At 65.5% G+C, this 21,863-nt stretch carries 17 protein-coding genes; 5 read left to right on the forward strand and 12 right to left on the reverse strand.

The window, feature by feature from the left end; translation table 11 throughout:
• Positions 1 to 53: 53 nt before the first annotated feature.
• Complete coding sequence (locus BIGA_RS05105) at positions 54 to 1,004, forward strand: energy-coupling factor transporter transmembrane component T (RefSeq protein ID WP_081929484.1); 951 nt, start codon at positions 54 to 56, stop codon at positions 1,002 to 1,004.
• 26 nt (positions 1,005 to 1,030) lie between these two features.
• Positions 1,031 to 2,602, forward strand: coding sequence for an ABC transporter ATP-binding protein (locus tag BIGA_RS05110; protein ID WP_033506538.1), 1,572 nt, complete (start codon positions 1,031 to 1,033; stop codon positions 2,600 to 2,602).
• Between the two features lie 80 nt (positions 2,603 to 2,682).
• Here the strand turns inward: BIGA_RS05110 and BIGA_RS05115 are convergent, their stop codons facing one another.
• From BIGA_RS05115 to BIGA_RS05135, 5 genes are read right to left on the reverse strand one after another with little or no spacing between them, the layout of a single operon-like run.
• Positions 2,683 to 3,465 carry an ABC transporter ATP-binding protein gene (locus BIGA_RS05115; RefSeq protein ID WP_033506373.1) on the reverse strand — a complete coding sequence of 261 codons (783 nt, stop codon included), beginning with the start codon at positions 3,463 to 3,465 and terminating at the stop codon, positions 2,683 to 2,685.
• Complete coding sequence (locus BIGA_RS05120) at positions 3,462 to 4,316, reverse strand: ABC transporter ATP-binding protein (protein WP_051917103.1); 855 nt, start codon at positions 4,314 to 4,316, stop codon at positions 3,462 to 3,464. Before BIGA_RS05120 ends, BIGA_RS05115 begins: the two co-directional genes overlap by 4 nt.
• Positions 4,306 to 5,211: an ABC transporter permease gene (locus BIGA_RS05125; protein ID WP_051917104.1), complete on the reverse strand. Its 906-nt coding sequence runs from the start codon at positions 5,209 to 5,211 to the stop codon at positions 4,306 to 4,308. The genes BIGA_RS05120 and BIGA_RS05125 overlap by 11 nt, the downstream gene beginning before the upstream one ends.
• Positions 5,208 to 6,185, reverse strand: a complete 978-nt coding sequence (locus BIGA_RS05130) for an ABC transporter permease (protein ID WP_033506371.1) — start codon at positions 6,183 to 6,185, stop codon at positions 5,208 to 5,210. Before BIGA_RS05130 ends, BIGA_RS05125 begins: the two co-directional genes overlap by 4 nt.
• Positions 6,186 to 6,188: 3 nt before the next feature.
• Positions 6,189 to 7,826: an ABC transporter substrate-binding protein gene (locus tag BIGA_RS05135; RefSeq protein ID WP_033506369.1), complete on the reverse strand. Its 1,638-nt coding sequence runs from the start codon at positions 7,824 to 7,826 to the stop codon at positions 6,189 to 6,191.
• A gap of 124 nt (positions 7,827 to 7,950) precedes the next feature.
• On the opposite strand from BIGA_RS05135, the gene BIGA_RS05140 reads away from it, so the two are divergent.
• Positions 7,951 to 8,715 (forward strand): type III pantothenate kinase, encoded by a 765-nt coding sequence (locus BIGA_RS05140; RefSeq protein ID WP_033506367.1) that lies wholly within the window; start codon positions 7,951 to 7,953, stop codon positions 8,713 to 8,715.
• 69 nt (positions 8,716 to 8,784) lie between these two features.
• Here the strand turns inward: BIGA_RS05140 and BIGA_RS05145 are convergent, their stop codons facing one another.
• Positions 8,785 to 10,218 (reverse strand): ABC transporter substrate-binding protein, encoded by a 1,434-nt coding sequence (locus BIGA_RS05145; protein WP_033506365.1) that lies wholly within the window; start codon positions 10,216 to 10,218, stop codon positions 8,785 to 8,787.
• A 243-nt stretch (positions 10,219 to 10,461) separates the two neighbouring features.
• Positions 10,462 to 11,811 (reverse strand): ABC transporter substrate-binding protein, encoded by a 1,350-nt coding sequence (locus BIGA_RS05150; RefSeq protein WP_033506363.1) that lies wholly within the window; start codon positions 11,809 to 11,811, stop codon positions 10,462 to 10,464.
• 212 nt (positions 11,812 to 12,023) lie between these two features.
• On the opposite strand from BIGA_RS05150, the gene BIGA_RS05155 reads away from it, so the two are divergent.
• Positions 12,024 to 13,619, forward strand: coding sequence for an alpha-N-arabinofuranosidase (locus BIGA_RS05155; protein ID WP_081929486.1), 1,596 nt, complete (start codon positions 12,024 to 12,026; stop codon positions 13,617 to 13,619).
• A 136-nt stretch (positions 13,620 to 13,755) separates the two neighbouring features.
• Here BIGA_RS05155 and BIGA_RS05160 read toward each other — a convergent pair whose 3' ends face one another.
• From BIGA_RS05160 to BIGA_RS05170, 3 genes are all read right to left on the reverse strand, one after another.
• A complete protein-coding gene (locus BIGA_RS05160; RefSeq protein ID WP_152595978.1) occupies positions 13,756 to 15,828 on the reverse strand; it encodes a beta-galactosidase in 2,073 nt (690 codons plus the stop codon).
• 204 nt (positions 15,829 to 16,032) lie between these two features.
• Entirely contained in the window at positions 16,033 to 17,031 is a 999-nt protein-coding gene (locus BIGA_RS05165; RefSeq protein WP_034259757.1) for a carbohydrate ABC transporter permease, read from the reverse strand.
• A complete protein-coding gene (locus BIGA_RS05170; RefSeq protein WP_034259759.1) occupies positions 17,028 to 17,945 on the reverse strand; it encodes a carbohydrate ABC transporter permease in 918 nt (305 codons plus the stop codon). Before BIGA_RS05170 ends, BIGA_RS05165 begins: the two co-directional genes overlap by 4 nt.
• Positions 17,946 to 18,159: 214 nt before the next feature.
• Here BIGA_RS05170 and BIGA_RS05175 point away from each other — a divergent pair, with 214 nt between their 5' ends.
• On the forward strand, positions 18,160 to 19,149 hold the full coding sequence (locus BIGA_RS05175; protein WP_081929498.1) for a LacI family DNA-binding transcriptional regulator: 990 nt from the start codon (positions 18,160 to 18,162) through the stop codon (positions 19,147 to 19,149).
• A gap of 18 nt (positions 19,150 to 19,167) precedes the next feature.
• On the opposite strand, the gene BIGA_RS05180 is transcribed toward BIGA_RS05175, so the two are convergent.
• Both BIGA_RS05180 and glmS read right to left on the reverse strand, forming a co-directional pair.
• Complete coding sequence (locus tag BIGA_RS05180) at positions 19,168 to 19,908, reverse strand: pseudouridine synthase (RefSeq protein WP_033507875.1); 741 nt, start codon at positions 19,906 to 19,908, stop codon at positions 19,168 to 19,170.
• A complete protein-coding gene (glmS, locus tag BIGA_RS05185) occupies positions 19,909 to 21,798 on the reverse strand; it encodes a glutamine--fructose-6-phosphate transaminase (isomerizing) (RefSeq protein WP_033507874.1) in 1,890 nt (629 codons plus the stop codon).
• Positions 21,799 to 21,863 lie beyond the last annotated feature (65 nt).

The following is a 21,863-nucleotide window of genomic DNA, read 5'->3' on the forward strand; positions in this document are numbered from 1 at the left end:
TCCGGCACACCCGCCCCTCCCCGGGGTGCGGGGAAGCCCACGAAGGAGACACCATGACCGACGCACAGCGCACCGCCTCTGACACCGCCAGCAAGGCCCGTGGGTTCGCCGCTCTTTCCATTCCCGATCTGATTACGATCGGCGTGTTCACCGCCATCTACTTCGCGCTTGTGGCCGTCTGCACGTTCGCTTCGGCCATCATCTTCGCCGGATTCGGCTCGATTCTGCTGCCGGCGCTGTGCGCGCTGGTCGCCGGCTGCGGACCATACCGCGGTCGGCGTCGCCGCGCGTTCCGGTTTGACGGCAGGCATCGGCTCCGATTGGATCCGCGCGCCAAACTGTTCCTGCTGCTGGAGGCGAACCTGCTGCTGTTCTGCCATGTGAACACTCGCACCGAAGCGCTGCTCACCGCACTGTTCCTGCTGCCGTTGTTCCTGTCCGGCAGAATCCGCTCGGGCGTGCGATTCACACTGATCTACGGCGCGCTGCTGGCACTGAGCCTGATCGAACCGCCCACTGAGGGCCGGGGCGCATGGCTGGCCATTTTCCCGATGATCGCCGTCGGCATCCGCATGCTGCTGCCCTGCCTGATCACCGGCGCATTCGCGTTCACCACCACCAGTCCCGGAGAGTTCACGGCGGCGCTGCGCCGCATGCACGTTCCGGAAGCCGTCATTATCCCCTGCATCGTGGTCATCCGGTTCTTCCCCACTCTGCGCGAGGACTACCGGCATATCCGCAACGCTATGGCGCTGCGCGGCATACCCTCCGGAGGCGGTTCGCCGCTGCGGCACCCGGCGCAGTCATTGGAGTACATCATCGTGCCGTTGCTGATGAACGCCACCGTGGTGGCGCAGGATCTGTCCGTGGCAGCCATGACCAAGGGGCTGGGCAATCCGGGCCGCCACACCAGCATGACCGATATCCGCATCGGCATACCGGATTGGGCGATCATGATCCTCTGCGCGTTGCCGCTCATCCTCTTCCTGACAGGAGTGCTATGAGCAACAGTCCCACCCCACCCATCGACATGAACCACATCGTCATCGACTCGAATCGCATCGCATTCCGCTACCAAACCGCAGCCACCGCCCAATCCGCGGATACGCCACCCGTCATCCCAGCGGCGCTGGACGACGTTACGCTCACGATTCCCCATGGCGAATTCGTGGTGCTCTGCGGCCAGAGCGGCTGCGGCAAGACCACGTTCACCCGGCTGCTCAACGGACTGATCCCCACGTTCCACACCGGCGATTTGACCGGCACATGTTCGGTGTATGGATTGCGCTCTGGCCATTCCTCAATCGAGGAGTACGCGGCTGTGGTGGGCAGCGTCTTCCAGAATCCCAAAACCCAGTATTTCAACGCGTTCGTAGCCGATGAGCTTGCCTTCCCCTGCGAAAACGCCGGATGGGAGCCGTCCGCGATCCGCGAGCGCATGCAGGAGGTCGCCTCATCGTTCGGCATCACGCATCTGCTGGATCGGAGCATCTTCCGTCTTTCCGGCGGGCAGAAGCAGCGGATCGCCGTGGCGGCCGCCTGCATGCTGCGGCCGCGGCTGCTGGTGCTCGACGAGCCGACCAGCAATCTTGACGCCCAGGCCATGGCCGATCTGAACGCCATGCTGGCGCAGATCAAGGCCTCCGGCGTCACGATTGTGGTGGCCGAGCACCGTTTGGCGTGGTGCGTCGACCTGGCCGACCGTTACGTGCTCTTCGATTCCGGCCGAATCGCACTCGACTGTTCGGCCGAACGGTTCCGGGATTTGCCCGAACGGCGGCGCGAACGCTGGGGGCTGCGCGCGTTGGATATGACACCGTTCCATGCCGCGGTGCGGCAGAGCGTTGCGAATGCCGGCCAATCGCGAACCGATGCTGCCCCCTTGCCGGCGAACGGTACTATTCAGGATCAGTCAGCCTCGGGCACTGCGGTGATCGCAACCCGCGGGCTGACTGTTGGATACCGTGAAACCCGCGTGTTCGGGCGGTTCCGCAGACGCCGCCCCGATGCCGCCGCGTTCAGCCGAACAATCCCCGACCTGACATTGCACGCCGGTAGAATCGTGGGGCTGATGGGGCATAACGGCGCCGGCAAGACCACGCTGGTACGCACCTTGGTCGGGCTGGCCAAGCCGTTGGACGGCGGCATACTCCGGTACGGCGAGACGGCCTCACCTTCCGAGCTGACGCGTCACGGGTTCCTGGTCATGCAGGACGTGAACTATCAGCTGTTCGCCGACTCGGTACGCGGCGAGCTGCTGCTGTCCACACCGTATCGTGACGAATTCGACGCACCCGAGGATGTTCTGCAGGCCGCCGACCGTATTCTGGCCGATCTGGATCTGATGGAGCTGTCCGACCGGCATCCGATGAGTCTGTCCGGCGGGCAGAAGCAGCGCACGGCCATCGCATCGGCGTTGATGTGCAATAAGGAGCTCATCGTATTGGATGAGCCGACCAGCGGCCTGGACCTCAAGCATATGCGTCAGGTCGGGGCGCTGCTGCGCACGCTGGCCGACCGCGGCAAAGCCGTGCTCGTGGTGACCCACGATGAGGAGCTGGCCGCGCAGTGGTGCGACGAGGTGGTGATGATCCGACCATAGTTCGCACTACTTCGAGGTTTTCTGATTCAACCGCCGTTTTCCAAGGGGCGTCTCCGCGAAACCCGAGGTAGTGCGAACCGCTATGATGCAGCCTCGATCAGCGTGCGGGTGTACGCGTTCCTCGGCTCCCGCAGAATCCGGGCCGTCGGGCCCTCCTCCTCAACGCGGCCATCGTGCAGGACCACGATGCGGTCGGCCAGATGCTGCACGACGCCCAGATCATGGGAAACCACGATCAGCGCCATATCCGGCGTCCGCCTGCGGATGGCGGCGAACGCCTCAAGGATCTGGACGCGTGCCGCCACATCGATGGCGCTCATCGGCTCATCGGCCAGCAGCACCTTGGGATTGTTGACGATGGCGCGCGCAATGGCCACACGTTGCGCCTGTCCGCCCGACAGATCCACCGGATACCGGTTTAGGAACGTCGAGGGCTCCAGACCGACCGTATCCAACGCTTCGGCGCAACGGCGGGCGACGTCATCGGAGCCCATGCCGCGGTGGCGCAGATGCAACGGCTCGCCCACCGAACGCGCCACCGTCCACCGCGGATTCAGCGAGGCGAACGGATCCTGATACACCAGTCCCGAATCCCGGCGCAACGCCTGATAACCGGCGGCACGGGAGCCGCACGTCACATCCGCGCCTTGGTATGTCACCGTTCCGGCGTCAGCGGTCTCCAATCCCAGCAGGATGCGGGTCAGCGTGGATTTGCCCGATCCGGAACCGCCGATCACGGCCAGGCACTCCCCCGCATGCACCGCAACCGACACGTCGAACAGCACCTGCCGACGCTCGGACCGCCGTCCGAACCATTTGCCGATATGGCTCCCCTGCAGCACCACGTCATTCGCCATGCTCATGCCTCGCCTTCGTGTTCGTCCGCTGTTGCATCGTCTGAGGGCGCTGCGCCGCGGTCCGTCTCCCGATCGGCACCTTCCCGCGACACGCGCAGGGTCAGGGTTCGGGCCGCCCGCACCAGCCGCGCGGTCCGTTCGTCCTGCGGCGCGGCGAGCATCGTGGCCGTCTCGCCGGTTTCCACCACCGAACCCTCGTCCAGCACCACGCAACGGGTGGTGGCACGCGTCAGCACCGAGAAGTCATGGGTGATGAACAGCATCGAGGCGCCCGCCTCATCGACCAGGGACACCAATAGATCCACGATCTGCCGCTGGGTAATCGAGTCGAGCGCTGTGGTCGGTTCGTCGGCCACGATCAGCCGCGGCGAGGTGATCAGCGCGGTGGCGATGCCGACGCGCTGCCGCTGTCCGCCGGAGAGTTCGTGCGGGAATTTGGCCGCGACGTCGGCCGGTAGACCGACCTTGGCCAGCATGGCGTTCACGCGCTCGACGCGTTCGGAACGGGTCAGATCGTAGTGCAGCCGTAACGGCAGCTCGACCTGCCTGCCCACGGGCAGCACCGGATTCAATGAGGCGCCCGGATTCTGGAAGACCATGCCCGTATACCGGCCGCGCAGATCGGCCAGCGTGCGGTCGGCGGCACCGATGACCTCCGCGCCACTGAGCATGACTGAACCGGTCACCATCACATCCGGCGGCAACAGCCCCAACATCGCGCGGGCGATCATCGACTTGCCCGAACCGGATGCCCCGATCAGACCCACGCGCTCCCCATCGCCGATCGACAGGTCGACGCCGTGAACGATCTCCTTGCCGCCGATGGCGATGCGCAGATCGCGAATATCAACGCCCATGGCCGTCCTCCTCCATGCGGGTCGCGCCCGCAGCCCGCCGCAGTTCCGGATTCGTCACCGGGTCGATCGCATCGCGCAAGGCGTCGCCGAACAGGTTCAACGCCACAACCGCCACGGTCACCACCAGTCCCGGCCACAGCACGGTCAACGGATACACGGTGATGAACCGCACGGTGGTGGCCAGCGAATGCCCCCAACTGGGGGTGCCCGACGGCACGCCCACACCCAGATAGGTCAGCCCCGATTCGGCGAGCACCGCGGTTCCCGCGGACAGCGACAGCTGCACCAGCATAACCGGCAGGATATTCGGCACGATATGACGGAAGAACACATACGCGCCCGACGCCCCGTTGGACACCGCGGATTCCACGTAGTCCGACTGCGCGGCCAGCAGGGCCTGCGGACGCGCCACGCGGGCCAAGTTCAGCCCGTATCCGAAGCCACAGGCGATGACGATCACCGCAATCGAAGCGCCCATCGGCACCGCCAGCACCAGGGCGATCAGCACGGTGGGGATCGAGATCAGCGCGTCGACCACCACCACCGAGGCGCCAGCCAACGCCGTATGCCGCGACACCATGGCGGCCACGAACAACAGCCCGAGCGCGGCGGCGACCAGCACCGTAAGGATCACGATGAGCAGATCCGTGCGGGAGCCGGCCATCAGCCAGCTGAACACGTCGGCGCCGGTACCGTCCGTACCCAGCCAATGCTCGGCGGAGGGCGACTGCCAGGTGTGGTAGCCGTCGGTCCGCATCAGCGGCTGCGGCGTCCAGAACAGCGACACCACCGATATCGCCGCCCACAGGCCGAGCACCACCAGCGGGAACCGGCCGCCGGCGTGCCGCCACATCGACCGCAACACCGTGGCGGCGTAACCGATTGCAGCCTTCATGCTGACACCTCATTTCCACCGATGGACGCCTTGAGCCTGGGGTCCAGGGCCCGATGAGCCAGGTCGACCAGCAGGCCGATGAGCAGGAAGAACGCGGCGAGCATGAACAGCTCGCCCTGTACGGCGATCAGGTCGCGGTTGCCCACGTCGGTCACCAGGCCGGTGCCCAGACCGGGCAGGGCGAACAGGTTCTCGATGACCATGACGCCGGTGATCATCTCGGCGAAGGTCAGTCCCACCACGGACACCATCTGCGGCATGGCCAGCCGCAGGCCCACCTGCCGCACCGCCTGCGTGCGGGTCATGCCGCAGGACATCGCCATCTCGATGTATCCGGAGGCGGCGAGCTCGCCCAGCGCCGACCGCGTGTACCGCATCAGGCCGGCGCCCACGATGATGCCCACGCTCAAGGCGGGCAGCACCAGCGAGGTCAGCGCCTGGACGGGGGCGCCCCAGCCCGCGGCCGGAAAACCCTGTGAGGGCAGGACTCCGATCAGGCCCACGCCGCGGCCGAACAGCAGGATCAGCAGCATGCCGCTCCACAGCGCGGGAATGGCTCCGCCGACGATGGAGACCAGCCGGTAGGCGGCGCGGGCGCGATGCCCGCGGGCCAAGGTGGCCGCGCACCCCAGCGGGATGCCGATCACCAGGGCGACGAGCAGGCCGAGCGTGATCAGCGGGAAGGTGATGGAGGCCCGCACCCCCACCTGCTCGCTGACCGAACGGCCGGTGAGCATGGAGGCGCCGAGGTCGCCGTGCAGCAGGTTCGCGCACCAGTCCAGGTACTGCACGGCCAGCGGACGGTCAAGCCCCAGCTCGGCGCGCAGTTGGGCCACGCGTTCCGGCGGCGAGTTCACGCCGGCCATCACCGCGGCCACATCGCCGGGCAGCACGCGCAGCATGGCGAACACCGCCACCGAGATGGCCAGCAACGCCACCACGAACAGCAGCAGTCGCCGCAGTACAAACCTCATCGGTCACTCGCTTTCGTACGCCAGATTCCACAAAGGCAATTGGGTCTGGTTGAGGTTCACCGGGAAGCCCTCTACGCCGTTGACCCATGCGGTGGTGATGCGGTAGTTGAACAGCCAGTCGGCGGGCGCGTCCTCGGACACCATCCGAGCCGCCTGCCGCAGCAGGTCGTCGCGAGCCGCGTCATCGGTGGCTGCGAGCGCCTGCGCGTACAGGCTCTGCACCTCGGGGTTGTCGTAGTTGTAGTAGTACTCCGGATCGGCCCACTGGTAGAAGTCGTGGCTTTCGTTATGGTCCACGAGCGAGAGGTCGTAGTCCTTGTTCGTGTACACGTCCTGCAGCCAGGTGGAGAATTCCACCACCTCCACCTGCAGGTCGATGCCGATCTGTGCCAGTTGCGAGCGCAGCTGGTCGCCCAGGTCGGTGCCGTAGGTGTTCGAGTATTCCAGGCGCAGCGTCAGCGGGTTGTCCGGCCCGTACCCGGCCTCTGCCATCAGCTCCAGCGCCTTGTCCACATCGTGCGGATACAGGTCGGTCAGGTCCTCATATCCGGGATCCAGCGAGGGGATCGGCCCGCCGAGCGGCGCGTCGGCTCCGCCGCGCGAGGCGATGAGCTCCTCATGGTCGATGGCGTACCGGATGGCCTGCCGGATGCGCGGATCGGATGTGTGTTCGCCGGCGCCGTTGAAGGCCAGCACGTATTTGTCGGTGCCGTCCCCGGCCTGTACCGTGTAGTGGTCGGGGTCGTCGGCGAATTGGCCGGCCAGGTTCTCGCTGATCGGCGCCAGCACCTGCACGTCGCCGGAGGCTAGGGCGTTGACGGCCGCGTTGTCGTCGGTGAAATACCGGACGACCACGGTTTCAGTCGCCGCCCGATGCTCACCCCAGTAGTTCGGATTGGCCTTCAGCGTGATCGAGTCGTTGGCGCGGAACTCGCTGACCAGATATGGGCCGGATCCGATGGCCTCGGTTTTCATGTCGTATTCGGCGTCCTGGTCGAAGACCAGGCCGCAGCGTCCGGCGAGCGTCCACAGCAGGTTGGAGTTCGGCGCGCTCAGGCGCAGCTCCACGGTGTTCGGGTCGACGGCCGTGATCGAGCCGAAGTTGGTCAGCGAGCTGGCGTCATGGTACTGCTTGCCCACCAGTTCTTGGATGGACCAGACCACGTCATCGGCGTTGAGTTCGTCCCCGTTGGAGAAGCTCATGCCCTCGTTGAGGTGGAACGTGTAGGTCAGTCCGTCCGCGCTCTCCTCCCAGCTGGCGGCGAGCGCGGGCACGACCTGGTTGTTCTCGTCCCGGGCCACGAGGCCTTCGTACACGTTGCCGATGAGGATCTGGTCGAGCGCCGACCCCGACTGGTTGCGGATGTCCAGGTTGGTGGGAGCGAGTTTCAGCCCGATGGTGACGGTGTCGCGTCGCCCGGCCTGCTGTGTTGCGGGACGGTTGACGATTGCGATGATGCCAATGACGACGGCCACCACGGCCACGGCCGCGACGGCGATCCACGCCCACGGACGGCGATGCGGCGTTTTGACGCGGGCGTTGAGCGAGGCGTCCGTGCTGGCTTCGTTGGTCGGTGATGCGGGTGCTGTTGGTGATGAGGTTGCGCCGGTCCGGCCGTGCGCACCTGGTTGTTCAGCCATGACAATCCTTATGCGTTGCGTATGGTGATGCTGCGATTCGTTTGTTGCGGTTGGCCGCCCGTCCGGGTCGTCCACCGCGCTCCATTGTAGACCCGCCCCATGTCCGGGCCGGTATGATGGAGGCATGTTACTTGCAGTGGATATCGGCAATACGAATATCGTGCTCGGTTTCCTTGAGGGGGAGCGGATCGTGGGCACGTACCGGATCACCACGAAGGCGGATCACACCTCGGACGAGTATGGTCTGATGATCACCGAGTTCCTGCGGATGAGCGGGTACTCGCCGCAGGATGTGGATGACGTGATCGTGGCCTCCGTGGTGCCGAAGGTGATGCATTCCTTCCGTGCCAGCATCGTCAAGTTCCTGGATATCGACCCCATGGTGGTCGGCCCCGGGGTCAAGTCAGGGATGAACATCCGCATCGACGACCCGAAGTCGCTGGGGGCCGACTGTCTGGCCGACTGCGCCGGCGCCTACTACGCGTACGGAGGGCCTGCACTGGTGGCCGATTTCGGCACGGCGACCACGTTCAACTATGTCGATGCGCGCGGCACGATCACCTGCGGACTAATCTCCCCGGGTCTGCGCACGGCCGCCGCCGCGCTGTGGACCGGCACCGCGCAGCTGCCCGAGGTGGAGATCACCCGCCCGGATTCGATTCTGGCCACCGGCACGAAGACGGCGATGCAGGCGGGCCTGTATTACAACTTCCTCGGCGGCATAGAGCGCACCATCATGCAGTTCCGCGAGGAGATCCGGGAGGATTTCCAGGTCATCGCCACCGGCGGACTGGGCCGTGTGTTCATGGACGACACCGATCTGATTGATGTCTACGACCCGGATCTGATCTTCAAGGGCATGGCCAAGATCCACGCCCGCAACGTCTGACAACGTCCGACGCGGCCCGGCACCGGCACCCCGACCGGTGGCGGTCCGGCTTCCGAGCGGTCCGAGCCGTCAGGAGGCGCTGCTCATCGTGAATCCCTGATTGGTGCCGTATTCCAGCAGGTCACGCTGCCAGAGGGCCACGCCGTCCATCATGCTCACGCGTTGCCCGGGGTCCTCGGGCAGCGTGATCTCCTCGCCGTCCGCGGTCCGCTCCCCCGCCTCGATGCGGGCTTTGGCGGTGTTGTACCGCAGCGCCTTGGCCGACCATCGATAGGCGGTGCCGACGGTGTCACTGAAATCGCTGCGCGCATACACCTCGAACGGCAGGTACTGGTACCCCACCGACACCTCGCGCGCGGCCTGGGCGAGCACTTCGTTGAACCGTTGCCCCCCGAAGTACGGGATGTCGATGCCCCGCGAGTCAGTGATGGTGGTCCGGCTCAAAAACTCCTCGTCGTTCAGCGTGGCGTTGTCCGCGGGGAAGGCGCCGCCGGCCACGCGGGTGGCGATGCCCTGCGCATCATGGCAGACATAGTCGATGAACCGGAAGGCCGCTTCGGGCTTGCGAGTGGAGCGCAACACGCCCATCGCCGATCCACCGTTCTCCGCGTTGGTCCGCACGCCGTTCTCGGTGGGCATGGTGGTCACCCGCCACAATCCCGATCCTCCGGGCACATCCGCCAACAGCAGGGACGGCATCCACGCCCCGGAGAACAATGACGCCACCTGCCCCGCGCCGAGCGCCGCCTTCCACTCGTCCGACCATGTGGTCAGGTTGGTGGCGACCAGCCCCTCGTCGATCATCCGTTGCCAGAATGCGGTGAACCGGGCCACGCCGGCGTCGGTGTCCAGACAGACCGTCACCTCCTTGCCGTCGGCGGAGGTGAGAAACGGCCGGCCGCCGGCCAGCCAGACCATGGCGTTGAAGAAGCTGGCGTCGCCGGCGTCGGCCGTGATGTACACGCCGATCTCCTTGAGCTTCCTGGCGGCCTCGTAGTAATCGTCCCAGGTGCGGATGGACGCGGCGTCGACCCCCGCCTGGCGGAACACATCCTCGTTGTAGAAGAACGCCATGGGGCCGGAATCCATCGGCAGCCCGTATACGGTGCCGTTCAGCTGCACCGAGGACCAGGTGCCCGGCGTATACTGCCCGGCGTAATCCGCCACACGATCGGTGATGTCGAGCAGCTGTCCGCTGACCGCGTATTGCCCGAGGGCATAGTACTCCAGCTGCACCACGTCGGGCAGGTTGTATCCGTCCTGAATGAAGCGGTTGAGGTTGGTGTACCCGCTGGTGGCGTCCAGTTCCACGCGGATATCCGGGTTGGCCCGCTCGAAATCCTCGATGACGGCGCGCATGCTGGGTTCCCAGGACCACACGGTGATCACGGTGCGCGTATCGGCGGCGGCCGCGCAGCCGGAGGCCAGCGTCAGCAATGCGGCGCCGAGTCCCGCCGCCGCGATGCGGCGTATCCGCCGCCAGGCTCCCCCGTCACGCGTCATACCCGCTCCTTCAACGTATTACGGCCCTGCTGCACCATTCGGGCCCGTGTGCACCATGTAGTGTACGGCATCCGGCTGGATGCGGAACCACCACCCGCGGTATGCACACCGAATTCCCGCCGTCCGCCGACGCCTCCCATATCCCGCGGCCCTGTCCCGCAGCGCACCACAAACGAGGCGGCCCGCACCGGTATCAGGTGCGGGCCGCCTCATCGGTATTCAGTTATTGCTGCGAGGATTCGTTCACTCGACGGTGTAGCCCTGCTGCTCGGCGTACTCCTTGAGCGCGGTCTCCCAGGAGGCGATGCCCTCCTCGAGCGTGATGGACTTGTCGGTGAAGGCGCCGCCGGCATGGTCGGCGTAGACGTTGCGGGCGTTCACCTCGAACGGCAGGAACTTGTAGCCAGTGGAGACGTTGGCCGCCGCCTTGGCCAGGACCTCGTTGAACTTCTGGCCGCCGAAGTACTCGTGGGCGTTGCCCTCGGAATCGGTCAGCGAGGTCATGTTCAGGAAGTCCTCGGAGGCGAGGGTCTCGTTGTCGGCAGGGAAGGCGCCGCCTTCCACACGCACGCCGACGCCGTCGGCGTTGTGGCAGGCGTACTCGGCGAACTTGTACGCGGCCTCGGCCTTGGCCTCGTCATCGGTCTTGATGACGGCGAGCGAGGAGCCGCCGTTCTCGGAGTTGGTCTCGGAGCCGTCGAGGGTCGGCATCTGGGCGATGCGCCACTTGCCGTCGCCGTCCGGGGCACCGGAGAGCAGGTTGTACGGCATCCAGGCGCCGGTGAGCAGGGAGGCGATGGAGCCGTCGTTCAGGCCACGGTTCCACTCGTCGGTCCAGCCGGCGGTCTTGGTGTCGATGAGGTCCTCATCGATGAGCTTCTGCCAGAAGTCGATGAAGGACTGGACCTTGTCGTCGCCGGTCAGGTTGATCTTGACGGAGGTGCCGTCCTCGCCGGTCTCGAACGGGGTGGCGCCGGCCAGCCAGGTCATCGAGTCGAAGAAGCCGGCGTCGCCGGAGTCGGAGGTGATGTAGGAGCCGGTGGCGCGGACCTTCTTGGCGGCCTCGTAGAAGTCGTCCCAGGTGCGGACCTCGTCCGGGTTCACGCCGGCCTTGTCCATGACTTCCTTGTTGTAGAACCAGGCCATCGGGCCGGAGTCCATCGGCAGGGCGTAGACGCCGTCCTGGATGGCCACCGAGGCCCAGGTGCCCGGGGTGAAGAAGTCGGAGAAATCGTCGGCGCCGTAGCCGGACAGATCCTGCACGTAGCCGCGGATCACGTACTCGGGCAGCGCATAGTACTCGATCTGCGCCAGATCCGGAGCGCCGGAGCCGGCCTCCATCGCGTTGTTCAGCGCCTGGTACTCGTCCTTGTTGGTGCCGGCATTGGTGATGGTGACCTTGATGTTCGGGTTCTCCTTCTCGAAGCCCTCGACGGTACGGGGCAGCGTGGAGTCCCAGGACCAGACGGTCAGCTCGATCTGCTCGTCGCCGGAGGCGTCGCCGGCAGCGTCGTTACCGCCGCCGCAAGCCGCGAGCGGCAGGACCATGGCCGCCGCGCCGAGCAGAGCAATGATGCGCTTATTGAACTTCATCGTTCTTCCTTCCTTATGAGGTAGCAATCTTGAATCCGTTGGTTGCGAATCCTTGATGTCATGGACGACATTATCACAGACTGAATGTTTACGCAAACACGAAACGCGACACACCTTCGAAACCGCATGATTTCAAGGAAATTGCAGTCCGCGTGTTTCGTCTATAATGAAACCACATCACTACATTCGGTAACGCAAACAAAGGAGTTCCCATGACCGATGGCACCACCGCGGCCGCGGCGCCCGACACCACCGCCTCCCTGGAGGGCATCCGCCCCACAGCCGACGTGCCGCGCCGCCTGTTCGGCTCGTTCGTCGAGCACCTCGGCCGCTGCGTCTACGGCGGCATCTACGACCCCGACCACCCCACCGCCGACGACCAGGGCTTCCGCGCCGACGTGCTCGACCTGGTCCGGGAGCTCGGCGTGACCTGCGTGCGTTACCCCGGCGGCAACTTCGTGTCGAACTACAACTGGGAGGACGGCACCGGCCCCCGCGAGAGCCGCCCCGTCCGCCGCGACCTGGCCTGGCACTGCACCGAAACCAACGAGATGGGCATCGATGACTTCTACCGGTGGAGCCAACGCGCCGGCACCGAGATCATGCTCGCCGTGAACATGGGCACCCGAGGCCTCAAAGCCGCCTTGGAAGAGCTGGAATACGTCAACGGCGCGCCGGGCACCGAGCTGGCGGACCGCCGCGTGTCCAACGGCATCCCCGAACCGATGGGCATCCGCATGTGGTGCATCGGCAACGAGATGGACGGCCCCTGGCAGGTCGGCCACATGACGCCCGAGGAGTACGCGCTGGCAGTGGACAAGGTGGCGCACGCCATGAAGCTCGCCGAGTCGGGACTGGAGCTGGTGGCCTGCGGCTCGTCCAGCGCCCATACGCCGACCTTCGGCACCTGGGAGCGCACGGTGCTCACCCGGGCCTATGACAATCTGGACTTCGTCTCCTGCCACGCCTACTACTACGAGCGCGGCGCCAGGAACCTGCAGGACTATCTGGCCTCCTCCGAGGACATGACCGGCTTCATCGCCACCGTGGCCGACTGCGCCGACGATGCCAAGGCCGCGCATGACGGCGATCACGACATCGCGCTGAGCTTCGACGAATGGGGCGTGTGGTACTCGGACGTCTGGAACCAGCAGGAGGCCGAGTGGAAGGCCGCGGCCAGCGAGGGCCTGCATCCCGAGCCCTGGCCGAAGGCGCCGCATCTGCTGGAGGACATCTACTCGGCCGCGGACGCCGTGGTGGAAGGCTCGCTGATGATCACGCTGCTCAAGCACTGCGACCGGGTCCGTTCCGCCTCGCGCGCCCAGCTGGTCAACGTCATCGCCCCGATCATGGCCGAGGAGCAGGGGCCCGCATGGCGGCAGACCGTGTTCTACCCGTTCGCCGAGGCCGCGCACCACGCCAGGGGCATGGTGTACGTGCCGGCACTCGACGCCCCGTCCGTGCATACCGAGGCCTATGGCGACGTGGATGCCGTCGAGGCCGTGGTGACGTGGGACGAGCACGCGCGCGAGGGTCTGCTGCTGGTGGTCAACCGCGACGTCGAGGCCGCGCACACGCTGTCGGTGGACCTGTCCGGGCTGCCGCAGGCCGATGCGGCGAACATGCGCGTCACCCATGCGATGATGCTGCATGACGACGATCCGCACCGGCAGAACACGGCTGAACAGCCGGATGCAGTCGTACCCGTGCCGCTCGACGCGAACGCCGCCGACGGACGGGTGTCGTTCGCGCTGCCGCCCATCAGCTGGGCCGCCGTGCGGTTCTCCGCCGCTCCCGACTCCCTGTGACAGGGGCCGATGCAGCCGGCCGGTGGGGTGCGACGCGCCCCACCGCATTGCGACCCATACCGGCGATGAAGAGCGACATATAGCGAATGGGGAGGTCTCCGATGCGGAGGCCTCCCCATTCGCGTTGGTGTTGGCGTCAGCGCCTGACGATGACGACGCCATTCGGATCGAGTACGGCCCGACCGTCCTCGACATGGCCGAGCGAAGCCACCAGCGGTTCGCCGTCCGTCTCCACGCTCACCCGATCATGCGAACGGTTGAACAGGAATTCGAACCGGTCGGCACCGTCCTCGGATACGCGTTCGATGCGCATCACACGGCCGTCGGACTGCGGCAGCTCGAAGCCGATCGCCTCGCACATCGCCGGCATCGACGCCGCCAGGCCCTCGCGCCCCAGACGGCAGCCGACGTAGACGGTGGAGCCATCACCGTAGCTGTTGGCCACAATCGCCGGCGAGCCGTCCATGCCGACCCACGGTTCCGACTTGAACGATGCCAGCACTGTGGCCGTATCGGCCGTGGAGGTGATGACGTCGGCGAAGTCATGCGCCACGGTGCCGTTGTCCAGATCCAGATGATCCAACGCGCCGGGGAAGTCGCCGCCCATCGGGGCGAACTCCTCGATGCGCACGCCGACCACGTCACGGATCGATCCGGGATAGCCGCCGAGCCAGATGTGGTCGCGCTCGTCCGAGATGCCCGTGTAGTACGTGGCGAACAGTTTGCCGCCCTTGGCCACGTAATCGCGGACGCGTTGCGAGTTGGCCTCGTCCAGCAGGTATACGCTCGGCAGCACCGCCGCCTCATAGCTGTCCCAATCCCCACGGATCGGCACCACGTCGGCGGTCACGCCGTTGTCGGCGAAGGCGCGGAACCAGGCCAGCGGCTCGGTCCAGTGACGGACCTGCTGCGTCGGGGTGGCCGTGTGCTCGGTGGCCCACTGGCTCTCATAGTCGAAGACCACGGCCACCCGGGACTTGGCCAGCCGCGTGCCCGTCAGCCCGTGATTGCCCAACGTGGCCAGATCGGCACCCAGCTCGCACACGTCGCGGAAGTCCTGGCTGTCCTCGCCGGCGTGCGGCAGCATAGCGGTGTGGTACTTCTCCGCACCGGCCTTGGATTGCCGCCACTGGAAGTAGCAGATCGCGTCCGCGCCCATGGCCAGATGCGCCAAGGAATCGCGTACCAGCTGGCCGGGCTCCTTGCGATAGTTGATCGGACGCCAGTTCACGGCGCCGGTCGAATGCTCCATCAGCCACCACGGGTTCTTGCGCGCGATGCCGTCCACCAGCGAGGCGGAGTAGGCCAGTTCGTCGAAATGCTCCTCACCGGGGGTGAAGTAATGGTCGTTCGAGACGAAATCGACCTCGTAGCCCCAATCGTCGTAGTCCAGACCGGTGCCGGGGGCCGAGACCATGAAGTTCGTGGTCAACGGACGACCCGGGGTGATCTCGGCGAGCAGGTCGCGCTCGGCGATGTAGAACGCCTTGAGCGCATCCGAGCTGAACCGCTTGAAGTCCAGCAGCTTGCCCGGGTTCATGAAGTTGCCCTCGCCGATGAAGCGCGGCGGGATGATCTCCGAGAAGTCGTTCATGCGCTGCGCCCAGAAGGCCGTGCCCCACGCCTCGTTGACCGCGTCGATGGTGCCGTAGCGCTCCTCGCACCAGCGCTGGAACGCGTGCATCGCGTCGTCGGAGTAGTCGAAGCGGTTGTGGCAGCCGTATTCGTTGCTCACATGCCAGGCGACCACATACGGGTTGTCCTTGTAGTGCTCGGCCATTCTGCGGCACAGGTTGAGCGCGTACTCGCGGAAGACCGGGCTGGTGGGACGCCAGTGCTCGCGCGCGCCCGGCCAGCATACGTGGCCGTACTCGTCGCGCCACAGCACCTCGGGGTGCTTCTGGGTGAGCCACATCGGCGGCGATGCGGTGGCGGAGGCCAGGTCGACGGCGATGCCGGCCTTGCCGAGCTTGTCGATGATGCGGTCCAGCCAATCGAAGTCGTATACGCCTTCCTGCGGCTCGATCTTGGCCCACGAGAAGATGGCAACGGACACGACGTTGACGCCGGCCTTGGTCATCAGGCGGATGTCCTCGTCCCAGACCTCCTCGGGCCACTGGTCGGGGTTGTAGTCGCCGCCGTACCAGATGCGGGCCTGCTGCCCCTCCAGGGGCTGCGGCCAGCGGAATGCTCGATGTGTGTTCTTCATCATGATGAATGTGTTCTCCCGGTATTCATATGGTCGTGGTCTTGTACTGCATTGCGGAAGCATGTGCGGCATCCGGCGGCGCTTGGATGATGCGCAGCAGTCGGAATCGTTGCATGGGCCCCCTTTCTCGGCTACGGCCATACGGTACACAATGGGCGCGGACCGTTCGCCCGCGCCCATTGTGGTCGGTCATGTCGTCGGGTGTTATTCCTTGACGGCGCCGGCGGCGAGGCCGGACTGCCAGTACTTCTGCAGCAGGAGGAACGCGATGACCAGGGGGATGATCGTGATCAGCGAGCCGGTGATCACGAGGTTCTGGATCGCGGTGCCGCCCGCGGTGTTGGCCTGGTCCTTCCACTGGTTCAGACCGATCGTCAGCGGGTACCAGTCCGCGTCCTTGAGCATGATCAACGGCAGGAAGTAGTTGTTCCACGTCGCCACGATCGTGAACAGGCTCGTGGTCACGATGCCCGGCGCCAGCAGGGGCAGGCTGACCTGGAAGAACGTGCGGAACTCGCCCGCACCGTCCACGCGCGCGGCCTCCAGCAGCTCCGTCGGGACGGCCTGCTCGCTGAAGATCCACATCAGGTACAGGCCGAACGGGCTGATCAGGCTCGGGATGATCATCGACCAGGGCGTGTTCGTCAGGCCCAGCTGGGCGAACAGGAGGAACTGCGGGACCGCCAGCGCGGTGCCCGGCACGCTGATCGAGCCGATGATGACCGCGAACACGGCCTTGCGGCCCGGGAAGCGGAACTTGGCCAGCGCGTAGCCGCCCATGATCGCCAGCAGGGTCGCGCCGCCCGCGCCCACGACCACGTACAGGATCGTGTTCAGGAACCAGCGGCCGAAGATCCCGTCCTGGTAGGTGAACACCGTCACGATGTTGTCCCACAGGTTGAACTCGCCGCCGAACCACAGGCCGAACGTGCTGGTGAAGTCCGCCTGGGACTTGGTCGCGTTGATCAGCAGGTACACGAACGGGAACAGGCAGTAGATCGCGAACAGCGAGCACAGCACGGTCATCAGGGTCGAACGCCGCGGGTTGGCCACGTTCGCGAACCCGGACTTCGCGGCCCGCCTGCGCTCCGCGGCCTCGTCGCGAGCCACGCGCCTCTGCCGTTCCTTCTCCGCCTTCCTGGCGGCCTTCTCCTGGGCCTTGAGCTCCTGCATGGCCAGACGATGATTGGTTGCGCTCGTCATTTCATCTGCTCCTTCATGCTGTTGAGCTGCACCGCGTACGCGATCGCCATCGTGATCACGGCCATCACGATCGCCATGGCCGCCGCGTAGTTGCTCTGGTTACCCGAGAAGCTCAGGTTGTACGCGTACATGTTCGGCGTGTAGTACGTCGTGATCGCGTTGCCCGGCACCATGTTCTGCAGGATGTTCGGCTCGTTGAACAGCTGGAACGAGCCGATGATCGAGAAGATCACCGTAATCGCCAGCGAGCCCTTGAGCTCCGGGATCTTGATGCTCTTGACGATCTGCCACTCCGACGCGCCATCAATGCTCGCGGCCTCGTACAGGCTGTGCGGGATCGTGGACAGCGAGCTGTAGAAGATCAGCATGTTGTAGCCCACGAACTCCCACGTCACGATGTTGCCGATCGACGCCAGCAGCACGCTAGGCGACAACACGTCCAGGCTCGTGCCCAACAGGTCGTTCAGCGACCCGACCAGGCCGTACTTCGCGCCGTACATGAAGCCCCAGATCATCGTGGAGACCACCGCCGGCACCGCGTACGGCAGGAACGTCGAGATACGGAAGAACTTCGCCCCGTGCAGCTTCATCGAGTCGATGCACAGCGCCATCACCGCCGACAGGAACAGCATGATCGGCACCTGCACGATCGTGAACAAAGCCACCCTGCCGCACGACGCCCAGAACTGGTCGTCCCCGAACAGGCGGATGTAGTTGTCGACACCGACGAACACCGTGCCGCCCACCATCCGCTTCTCGAAGAACGAGATATAGATCGCGTACACGATCGGGATGATGAACACCAACACGAACACCACCGCGAACGGCCACATGAACTTCCAACCACGCCAATCAGGCTTATGCTTATTCACCCGCACCGTGCCGGACGATGCGGATGGGCTTGCCGCTGTCATATCCTCACCCTCTCCTTCGAAGGAAAATGCCGCGGACGACTTCGGATCATCCCGAAAACTTCCTCGGCCCGAAAAATGTTTGCGTTACCATAATATCACCATTGGCGACTTTGTCCACTTCGTGTCGGTTCTCGCATCCGCACGAGTAGTCTATAATGGTGACGAAAACAATGGAGTCAAGTGGAGGGGAATCATGGAACGTTCATCGGTGTCCATGCAGGACGTGGCCCGAGCCGCAGGCGTATCCCCACAGACCGTCTCCCGCGTGGCGAACGGCAGCAACGCCGTGCGTCCGGAGACGCGGCAGCGCGTCGAAGCCGCGATGGAGCGACTCGGGTATCGCCCCAACTACGCCGCGCGGGCGCTCAAGCACGGGCAGTTCAGGAACATCGGCGTCGTGCTCTTCCACATGACCACATTCGGCAACGCCCGCATCCTGAACGGCATCGTGGAGGCCGCCGAGGACGATGGTTACGCAACCACGCTGGTCACCATCGGACACGGCCACGTCCGCACGTTGCAGGCCATTGCGGAGCGGATGAAGCAGTTGCCCGTGGACGGCGTCATCGTCGTGCTGGAGGAGCGCATCGCCGATTTCGACGACTTCGAGCCGCCCAAGGAACTGCCCTTCGTGCTGGTCAACGAGAGCGCCGCCAACCACTGCCCCACCATCGACGCCGACCAATACGGCTGTTCCACGGCCATCGTCGACTACCTGCTCAGCAAGGGGCACAAAACCGTCTACCATATCACCGGTCCGTCCGCATCGCAGGCCGCTCGCAGCCGCGCCCGCGGCTGGCATGAGGCGCTGGAGCAGTTCGGCGTCCCCATCCCGCCCACTTACGTAGGCGATTGGGGCGCGGACAGCGGCTACCAGGCGGGTCTGGCGCTGGCGCATGAAGCGGATTGCACCGCCATCTACGCCGCCAATGACCAGATGGCCTACGGTGCCATCCTGGGCCTCAAGGCCGCCGGCAAGCGCGTGCCGGAGGATGTCAGCGTCATCGGCGTGGACGATTCGCTCAGCGAGATCGTGCCGCGTCTGAACCTGACCACGATGCGCATGAAATTCGAGGAGATCGGGCGGGAGGCATACTCGATGGTGCGCAGGATCTGCGACGGGGAACGCGTCCCCGTCGGCGTCAAAACCGTCATCCCCACCGAACTGATCGAGCGCAGCTCGGTCCGGGAATTGAACGGCTGACCTTCCGGACCGGACCGGTCAACCGTTCAACCCCAACGGCACCCGGGACACGAAACGTCGCGGCTCCCCCGTCACCGGGTCGTCGAACTCCAGACTGCGCGCCACCAATTCCAGCGGCCGGCTGAAATCGTCATAGGCGCGCGTCTCGATGTTCGGATACAAATCGTCGCCCACGATCGGCAAGCCCAGCGACGCCATATGCACGCGCAACTGGTGGGTTTTGCCGGTCCTGGGGCGCAACGTGTACCGACACACCAGTTCCCCGGCGGATCGAACCAGACCGCCGCGTTCAATCACGGTCTCCGCGTTGACCGCCCCCGGAATTTCGTACGCCTGCAACCGGCCCCGGTCCTTGACGATATGGGACCGCCGCACCAGCGGAAACGGCCGGGGCGGCGCCAGCGGCGCGACGGTGCCGGTTTCGGGGCGCACAACCGGCGCGCACGGCGCCAGGCACTCGTACACCTTCCGGGTCCGACGCTCCTGGAACAGCATCTGGTAGGCACGGCGCAACGCCGGATCCCGCACGAAAACCACCACGCCGGCGGTCAGCCGATCCAGACGATGCGCCGGGGTGATACCCGGCTCGCCGTACCGCTCCCGCAACCGGATCAGCGCCGTCTGCCGGTACCACATGCCGCGCGGCGTGGTGGCCAGGAAATGCGGCTTATCGACCACAATGATGCCGGCGTCCTCGTAGATCACGTTGCATTCGAACGGGATCACCGGCTCATCGGTCACCCACCGATGCGGCTTCATCTACTCGACGGTCACCGACTTGGCCAGGTTGCGAGGCTTGTCCACGTCATACCCCTTGAGATTGGCCATATCCATCGCGAACAGCTGCAGCGGCACCACATCCACCAGGGGGCTCAGCAGCGTCGGGCAGGCGGGGCGCCAGAACACGATGTCGGCGTACCGCTCCGCGTCGGGGTCGCCCTCCTCGGCCACCGCGATCGTATACGCGCCGCGGGCCTTGACCTCCTCGATGCCGGAGATCACCTTGTTGTGCAGCGTGTCGCGCCCGCGTGCGGACGGCACGATCACCACCACCGGCTCGCCCTCGTCCACCAGGGCGATCGGTCCGTGCTTGAGCTCGCCGGCGGCGAAGCCCTCGGTGAACGTGTAGGCGATCTCCTTGAGCTTCAACGCGCCCTCCATGGCCACCGGATAGCCGACATGACGGCCCAGGAACAGGAACGAATGGGCGTTGAGCATGCGCTTGGCCGCACGCTCGATCGACTCCCGCTGGGTGTCCAGCACCCACTGGATCTTGTCCGGCATGGCCTTGAGGTTGTCGAGCACCTGATGGATCTCGTCGCGGAACATCGTGCCCTTGACCTGCGCCAGATACAGGCCCAGCAGGTAGGCGGCCGTGACCTGCGCCACGAAGGCCTTGGTGGAGGCCACCGCGATCTCCGGACCGGCGTGGGTGTACAGCACCGCGTCGGATTCGCGCGGAATCGTGGCGCCCTGCGTATTGCAGATCGCCAGCACACGGGACCCCTGTTCGCGCGCGTGGCGCAAGGCCATCAGGGTGTCCATCGTCTCACCGGACTGCGAGATGGCCACCACCAGCGTGCGCGGTGTCAGGATCGGGTCGCGGTAGCGGAACTCGTGGGCGAGCTCGACCTCCACCGGGATGCGCACCCAATGCTCGATGGCGTATTTAGCCACCAGACCGGCGTATGAGGCCGTGCCGCAGGCGACCACGATGATCTTGTCGACGGAACGGAACGCATCCGGTTCGATGCGCACCTCATCGAGGACGATATCCCCCTTCTCGTCGAAACGGCCCAGCAGGGTATCCGCCACGGCGGCGGGGTCCTCATGGATCTCCTTGTCCATGAACGACGGCCAGCCGCCCTTCTCGGCGGCGGAGGCGTCCCAGTCCACCGTGAACCGCTTCGGCTCGGTCACCTCGTTGCCCTCGAAATCGGTCACTGTCACCGAATCGGCGGTGATGCAGACGGCCTCGTCCTGCCCCAGTTCCATCGCCTCCTTGGTGTAGGCCACGAACGCCGCGACATCCGAGCCGAGGAAGTTCTCCCCTTCGCCCAGACCGACGACCAGCGGGGAGTCATGGCGCGCGCCGACCACCACATCCGGCTGCCGGCAGTCCACCGCCAGGATCGTGAACGCGCCGGTCAGCTGCCGGGCCACGCGGCGCAGCGCCTCGAACAGATCGGGCTTGCCGGTCTCGGCGATCACCTGCTCGGCCATCTTGCCCAGCAGCTTGGCCGCCACCTCGCTGTCCGTGCTGGATGCGAACGAGTAGCCTTCAGTCTGCAGCTGGCCCTTCAACACGTTGGCGTTCTCGATGATGCCGTTGTGGATGATGGCGATGTTGCCGTCCGCGCTCAGGTGCGGATGGGCGTTGTTGTCGCTCGGGGCGCCGTTGGTGGCCCAACGGGTGTGGCCGATGCCCACCGTGGCCTCCGGCAGGGCGTGCTTGGCCAGGTCGGCCTCCAGATTGGCCAGACGACCCGCCTTCTTCCGCACGGCCACATGGTCCATGCCCGGGGCGGCCAGCGCCACGCCCGCGGAGTCATAGCCACGGTATTCCAGACGCTTCAGGCCCTGCAGACACACTTCCAGCGGTTTGCCGCACGCTGTTGACGATCCTACATATCCAACGATTCCACACATAGCACACCAGTGTACCGTGCCATATGTAACCGTACGGAAAGAGGAGGGCGGATTTGCCCTCGGCG

Source organism: Bifidobacterium pullorum subsp. gallinarum (assembly GCF_000741215.1).
Lineage (GTDB): Bacteria > Actinomycetota > Actinomycetes > Actinomycetales > Bifidobacteriaceae > Bifidobacterium > Bifidobacterium pullorum_B.